Raw genomic sequence first — 6,458 nt, 5'->3', positions numbered from 1 at the left:
CTACCCACCCGTCCCGCAACCCAACTGCCAGCCCATCCCGAACTGACGTGTCCGGCCGCGGCGGGTCACCTGTCCGGGTGAGACGCCGCGCAGGGCGCAAGGGAGGGAAGATCGGTGTCCCACACGCGGGTCCATCGGTGGTCGGCCGTCCGGGTCGGTCGCCGGTGGGCCGCGATGGGCCCACCCCGCCGCGACATCTGCCGTGCCTGCGACATCTGCCGTGCCTGCCGTGTCTGCCAGGCCGAGGTGGTGCACGACGGCCCGCAGAACCTCGGCGAGTCCGGCACGCACCCGTGGGTCGCTCACCGTGCCGTCCGGACCGATGGCCTCCCTTGCCACGGGAAACGACGCGCAGGCCGACGCGCTGACGTTGGCAGCCACCTGGTCCAGCACCGTCCCCCAGCTCGGCTCGGGCACCCCTCCCCCGGCTCGGGGCGGCCACGTTGACCCAGGCAGCGGACTTACCGTAGAACTCCCCGCCGCCGATCGTCCAGTCGATCAGGTTCTTGAAGCTTCCGGGTAGCGCGCCTGCGTACTGCGGGGTGCGGAACAGCACGGCGTCGGCCGCTGTGAGCTGCGCGCGCAGTTCGGCCACGGCAGGCTGGGGCGCGTCGTCGCTCTCGCCGTAGCCGTGCTCTCGCCGTAGCCGTGCTCTCGCCGTGGCGGTGGTTCTTCGATGATGGGTTTCGACGGTGGGTGCGGCCGGGCCCGGTTCCTTGACGGTGGCCCGCCGACTCCGGCAAACAAGATGGATGCGGACCATTTCCCCTGGTGAAACAGGGTTCAGGCAAGGGTTCAAGCAGGCCGGAGCGGTACGCGGGGTCACGTCCTCCCACGGGGACGCCATCTCGCCCGGACCGGCGGTCGTACGGTGAGCGCGACCTCCGTCGACGGGCTGGTGGGGCTGGATGGCGTCCTCGGTGACGTCCTCGCCGCCTATGATCTCGGCCCGTCGCCGCGGGCGAGCCTGCTGCATGTCTCGGAGAACGTCACTTACCGCGTGGACGACCCGGCGACCGGCCGGCGTTGGGCGTTGCGGCTGCACCGGCCCGGGTACCACACTCTCGTCGAGATTCACGGGGAGCTGGCGTGGGTGGCTGCCCTGCGCGCCGACGGCGTGGTCGTGACGCCGCCGGTCGTGCCGACGAGGGCGGGTGGGCCCGTGGCGACCGTGGCCGCGACCGGAACCCTCCCCCCGAGTGCCGCCTCGCTGGATCCCGCTGGGCCGGATCCCGCTGGGCCGGGTGGTGCCGAGCGGCACGCCGTGTTGTTCGAATGGGTCGACGGACGTTCACCGGAACCGACGGACCCCATGTCCCTGCGCGGCGCGTTCGGGCAGCTCGGGGACATCACCGCGCGGCTGCACCGGCACGCGCGGGAGTGGTCCCGCCCGACTACCTTCGCCCGCTTCGAGTGGACCTGGCGGAGCATGCTCGGCGACGCCGGCCGGTGGGGGAGCTGGTCGGAGGGCTTGGTCACCGCGCTGGCCGACGACCCCGGCCCGCCGGGGGACGGCCCGCGGGGGGACGGCCGCGCGGCGTTGGGCCTGCTGAGCCGGGCCGCGGCCGACATCGAGGCACGCCTGGCCGCCTTCGGCACCGGGCCGGACCGGTTCGGGCTCGTCCACGCCGACATGCGGCTGGCGAACCTCCTGGTACCCCGGGACGCGTCCACCGGGGACGTCTGCGTGATCGACTTCGATGACTGCGGCTTCGGCTGGTACCTCTGGGATCTTGCCGCGTCGCTGTCCTTCATCGAGCACCTCGACGAGGCCGGCGACCTGGTGGCCGCCTGGCTGGCCGCCTACCAGCGCCAGCGCCTGCTCACCGCGGACGACGTAGCGATGATCCCTACCTTCGTCCTGTTGCGCCGGCTGCTCCTGGTGGCCTGGCTGGGTACCCATCCGCACTCGGACGCGGTGCCGAGTGCCACCGAGTACGCCCGGGACAGTTGCGAGCTGGCCGAGGCCTATCTGGGCGGGCGGTTCCTCGCCGGCTGAGGCGGCGGCCTGCGGCCAGGCCTGACCGGTGGCTCGTCCCGCCCGCCCGAAATCCCCGAGGACCGGCCCGCCCGGACCACTCAGCGGCCGGTGAAACGGGGCGCGCGGCGCTCCGTCGAGGCGCGCACCCCCTCGGCGAAGTCCTCGGTGGCCCGCAGCCTGGCCTGCTCGGCGGTTTCCCGCTCGGTGGCCGCCCGGATGACGGGGACGAGATCCGCCCACATCGTCTCCCGGATGCTGCGCACGGCCAGCGGCGCGGCGGCGGTGATCTCACCGGCCAGCGCCACCGCGGCCTCCCGCAGCTCGGCGTTCGGCACGAGCCGGTCGGCGAGGCCGATGCCGAACGCCTCCTGCCCACCAACCCGGCGACCGGTGTAGAGCAGGTCGAGCGCCTTCTGCCGGCCGACGACCGCCGGCAGGGTCACCGAGATGCCGAAGCCCTGGTGCAGCCCGATCCGGGAGAAGTTCGCCGCGAAGCGGCTGTCCGGGCTTGCGACCCGGAAGTCCGCGGACAGCGCGAGCCCCAGCCCGCCGCCGACCGCGCTGCCCTGCACCGCGGCCACGACCGGTATCGGGGAGGCGAACAGCCGTAGCGCCTCGCGGTAGAGGGCCTGCGCCCCCTCGTCCGCCGAGATCGCCTCGGCCGCACTCGCGCCGGAGAAGTCGGCTCCGGCGCAGAAGTTCCTGCCCTGGGAGCACAGCACGACGGCACGGACGTCGGAGTCGGCGTCGAGCTTGTCGTAGATGTCGGCGAGGGTCTGGATCAGGCGCACGTCGAAGAAGTTGTGCGGCGGACGGCAGACCTCGACGACGGCGACGTGGCCGGGCAGGGTCTGTACCGTGATGTCTCCGGACTCGCTCATGATGATCCTCCGTCGGGTCGTCCGTGCTGGTGCCGGCGGTCCGCCGTGCCGGCGGGGTCTCCTCCGTCCGACATCGTCCATCCTGACCGAAAACGCCTCGCGGGTCGCGTCACGGGCTGGGCCTGGACCGGGCCTGGACCGGGCCTGGACCGGGCCTGGACTGGGCTTGGTGTGAGCGGACTGAGCCTGGAGCGAACGGAGACGGACGCGGCTGACCTCCCGTTCCCTGACGACGAGTTCGACGTGGTGCTCTTCTGTTTACCGGCTAGATCATGCTCACGGTGTTCAATGTGCTGTGCTGACCGGACAGCCGCCGCGTCAGCGGCCGGGGGCCGGCCAGAAGGTCGCGAGCGGAATCGGGGAGTCCGCCGGGACCGAGGAACCGAGGACGACGTCGGTGGGGGTGATGGCGTTCGCGTCGCTGTACGGCCCGCCCAGCGTGCCGAGATCGGTGAAACGGCCGTCGTGCCAACGGAACGCGTGCCCGTTCGCCGTGCCGGCGACGGTTCCCCGGTCGTTGATGGCGGTCACCCCAAAGTCGCCGCTGGGCACGCTGATGGTCGTGCGCTGGCCGTGCCACCAGACGAATGCATGGTTCGATGAGCCGCGGCTCAGGACGAGGACCTGGCCGGCGTTGTTGATCCCGATCGCCCAGGATTCGGTGTCGCCGGGCGGCGTACCGAGGTCGATCAGACGATCGCGTTCCCAGAGGAAGGCGTGGGTGTGCCCGTCGGCCGTGTCGCTGTAGCCCACGATCTGCCCGGCGTCGTTCGCGGCCACCGCGGTGCTTGACGGGCCGCCGAGGGTACCCAGGTCGTGCAGGGTGCCTCTCCACCAGCGGAAGGCGCGGGATGGGCCGGCGGCGGTGTCACTGCTGCCGGCGATGACCCCGGCGCTGGTGACCGCGACGGCGGAGCTGCTCGGGCCGCCGAGCGTACCCAGGTCCTGCAGGTGGTTGTCCGCCCACCGGAAGGCATGGAACGTACCGGCGTTGGTGGTGCTGGTGCCGACGATGACCCCGGCGCGGTTGACCGCCACCGCGGTGCTGCTGTAGCCGCCGGCCGTGTGGGTGCCGCCGAGGTAGCCCAGACCCTGGGGCAGGGAGGTTCCGTGTTCCAGCCGGAACGCCTGCCGGTCGTAGTGGCTGACGAAATCGCCGATGACCAGGCCTTCCTCGGTCACCGCCTTCGGCTCTGTGCTGCCGTTGAGGACATGCACGGTGCCGTCGCGCCAAAGGAAGCCCGTGGCGCTGTACGCGCTGCTGTCCCAGTGACCAACGTAGAGTCCGCGGCTGTTGCCACTGGTCAGCGAGCCGGGACTGCCCGGTCCGGGAATGCCGACCCCGGCCGGCGTCGTCTGGCGTGGGTCGGGTCGTGGTTCTGGAACCGGCGCCGCCAGGGCCGGGGGAAGCCCGGTGAGGGACAACGGTGCGGCGGCTGCGGCCATGACCGCTAGGTGGACGAATGTTCTCCGGTTGCTCGGCACGGCCGACCTCCCTGGTCAGGCCTTCCCGACCGTCGTCGTGGCCGCCGGGGCGCCGTCGCACGGGTTCGGTCGCCAGGATCCTGGCGCCGGATCGGGTCGGGATGGCTGGACGGAGGACCGGCTGGCACCCCGTCAATTGATTACTAAATGAAGCCGGATGGTGTCGATCTGTAGTCAACTTGTCAATGAATGACACGCCCCGCCTGCGGCCGCGAGGCGCGGAACGTCGCGGGCGCCGGCCGGCGAGCGGTGCGCTGACGTGGGCGTCAGTCGACTCCACCCAGATGGTGGGGACGGCTCAGGACACCGTGATGTCGAGTTTCATACCCAGCGACTCGTGGTTGTCGACCGGGCAGTCCAGCTCGTAGGTACCCGGCTGCAGGGTCACGGTGAGGTCCTCGGACTCACCCGGTGCGAGGTCTTTCGTCGTGGCCTCGTGCAGGCCGGGCCCCTCGATCCTCAGCGCGTGCGTCACGTGTCCGGCATTCTGGGTGACGAAGGTGTAGGTGCCCGGGGTGAACGTGTTCCGGGAAAGTTTGATCACGAACTCGGTCTCGGTGACCGTCACCTTCGTCGCGCCGGCGGTTCCCGCGCTCGTCAACGGACCGGTCGGGGACGGCTTGGCCGACACCGAAGCGGGCGCGTTCGGCGTGGGCCGTGGCGTCGGGGTGGTTGTGCCGCCGCACGCGGCGGTGAGGGCGAGGATCACCGTGCCCGTCGCCATGACCGCGGCAGCCCGGCGCCCACCGCGCCGATGCGCGGCCCGTCGACCCTCGAGAAGGCCGGGGCGGGCGGGGCCTGCGGTCAAGGTTCGCAGGTGATCGGTCACGTGGTCTCCTCGGAAGGTCCGCCGGTCGACTGCGATGGTGCCCTGACGTCGTGACGTCGTCCTCTAAGCGGCTCCGGCGCGTCGCGTCGCATCACGCCGAGGGCACCACGAGGCGGTCGCGTAGGCCGTGGACGGCCGGTGGGGTCAGCCGCGCCTCGTCGTCGGGACCAGTTGGGGCAGCAGGGCTCCGAGCCCGAAGCAGACGGCGGTCGCCGTGATGGTGATGCCGAAATCACTGGGGATGCCGGGCGACAGCAGCCGAGTGGCTGAAAGCGCGAAGATGACGAACAGACCGACCCCGCAGCCGGCGGGCACGAACCGCAGGCCGCGCTGCCACCAGGTGGCCGGCACCGCATGGCGACCGAGCGGGAGCAACGCGACGGCCCAGAGCAGCCCCATCAGGACGACAAGCCCGAGGCCGAACAGCCCGTAGATGGACAACAGCGATCCGTGGATGTCGGCGGTTCCCGACACCCTGGCCACTGTGTGCAGGTCCGCGCCCCGGATCGCCACCTCCACCGGCATCAATCCGGTGGCCCGACCGTCGAGGTCGCGCACATCCAGGTCGACGGTCCAGTTCGCCGATCCGCGGGCCGGGATGGTCGTGCGCACCCGGGTGTCGTAGTCGAAGAAGGTGAGGCCGGGCACGGTTCCGCTCAGCCGTACCGAGTCGACGGGGACATTCGACCGGGTCAGGTTCTGCACGCTGACCACCACGCGGGCGACCGCACTGGCTTCGAGGACCACGTGGTCCTCACCGAGGGGCTGACCGTCGACGGTGACGCCGAGTTCCACCCCGCCGCCGTCCGCCGCATGGACCGGAGACGCCATGGGTAACATGAGCCAACTCAGGCACGCCGTCAGGCAAACGGCGACGAAAATACTTTCCCGCGCCGACCTCCCCGTCGGTAATCTGACATTCACCGCTTCTCCCCGTGGCCCGGATGACCGGCAACGCGACTGTTATCCTATCGATCGTCGTAGGGCGGGACTTCCGCCTAACGTGCATCACGTTGTCTCCGCCGGTCCGGGGCAGGCCGCCGGCAACGGGCGTGTTGCCAGCCGCACCCGGGGGGCGCTCTGGTGTCTGGCCAGCGAGTATCTGGTCGATTCGTGCCACGGCCGTCGCGCGGTCTGGTATCGACGGTGTTTGTCGTTGTGTTTTTCTTGGTCAGCGGGGCCGGCGTCGCCACGGCGGTGGTCAGTCCCGGGACGTCGACCGGCACGTCGTCGGAGTCCATCTCCCCGTCCCCGTCCCCGTCCCGGTCCATCCCCCCGTCCT

General features: G+C 71.1%; 6 protein-coding genes. 1 reads left to right on the top strand and 5 read right to left on the bottom strand.

Annotated elements, in window-relative coordinates; all coding sequences use genetic code 11:
• On the bottom strand, positions 1 to 763 hold a 763-nt coding region (locus AC08ON_RS13245), incomplete at its 3' end, for an NADPH-dependent FMN reductase (protein ID WP_476617075.1).
• Between the two features lie 108 nt (positions 764 to 871).
• On the opposite strand from AC08ON_RS13245, the gene AC08ON_RS13240 reads away from it, so the two are divergent.
• Positions 872 to 1,999, top strand: a complete 1,128-nt coding sequence (locus AC08ON_RS13240) for a phosphotransferase enzyme family protein (protein WP_476607955.1) — start codon at positions 872 to 874, stop codon at positions 1,997 to 1,999.
• A gap of 80 nt (positions 2,000 to 2,079) precedes the next feature.
• On the opposite strand, the gene AC08ON_RS13235 is transcribed toward AC08ON_RS13240, so the two are convergent.
• The 4 genes from AC08ON_RS13235 to AC08ON_RS13220 all read right to left on the bottom strand — a co-directional run bounded on the left by AC08ON_RS13235 (position 2,080) and on the right by AC08ON_RS13220 (position 6,007).
• Positions 2,080 to 2,862: an enoyl-CoA hydratase/isomerase family protein gene (locus AC08ON_RS13235; protein WP_476607956.1), complete on the bottom strand. Its 783-nt coding sequence runs from the start codon at positions 2,860 to 2,862 to the stop codon at positions 2,080 to 2,082.
• 318 nt (positions 2,863 to 3,180) lie between these two features.
• Positions 3,181 to 4,347 carry an HAF repeat-containing protein gene (locus AC08ON_RS13230; protein ID WP_476607957.1) on the bottom strand — a complete coding sequence of 389 codons (1,167 nt, stop codon included), beginning with the start codon at positions 4,345 to 4,347 and terminating at the stop codon, positions 3,181 to 3,183.
• 298 nt (positions 4,348 to 4,645) lie between these two features.
• Positions 4,646 to 5,176 (bottom strand): hypothetical protein, encoded by a 531-nt coding sequence (locus AC08ON_RS13225; protein WP_476607958.1) that lies wholly within the window; start codon positions 5,174 to 5,176, stop codon positions 4,646 to 4,648.
• A 144-nt stretch (positions 5,177 to 5,320) separates the two neighbouring features.
• Positions 5,321 to 6,007, bottom strand: a complete 687-nt coding sequence (locus AC08ON_RS13220) for a hypothetical protein (RefSeq protein WP_476607959.1) — start codon at positions 6,005 to 6,007, stop codon at positions 5,321 to 5,323.
• Between the last annotated feature and the right edge of the window lie 451 nt (positions 6,008 to 6,458).

It is taken from the genome of Frankia sp. CoWAU3 (assembly GCF_977971855.1).
Note: the sequence above shows the minus strand (reverse complement) of the source record. Positions and strands in the feature narration are given on the sequence as shown.

What these genes read in the sequence shown, in the direction of transcription:
- AC08ON_RS13235 (WP_476607956.1), bottom strand. Translation starts at nt 2,862, where the DNA reads ATGAGCGAGTCCGGAGACATCACGGTACAGACCCTGCCCGGCCACGTC.
- AC08ON_RS13220 (WP_476607959.1), bottom strand. Translation starts at nt 6,007, where the DNA reads ATGGCGTCTCCGGTCCATGCGGCGGACGGCGGCGGGGTGGAACTCGGC.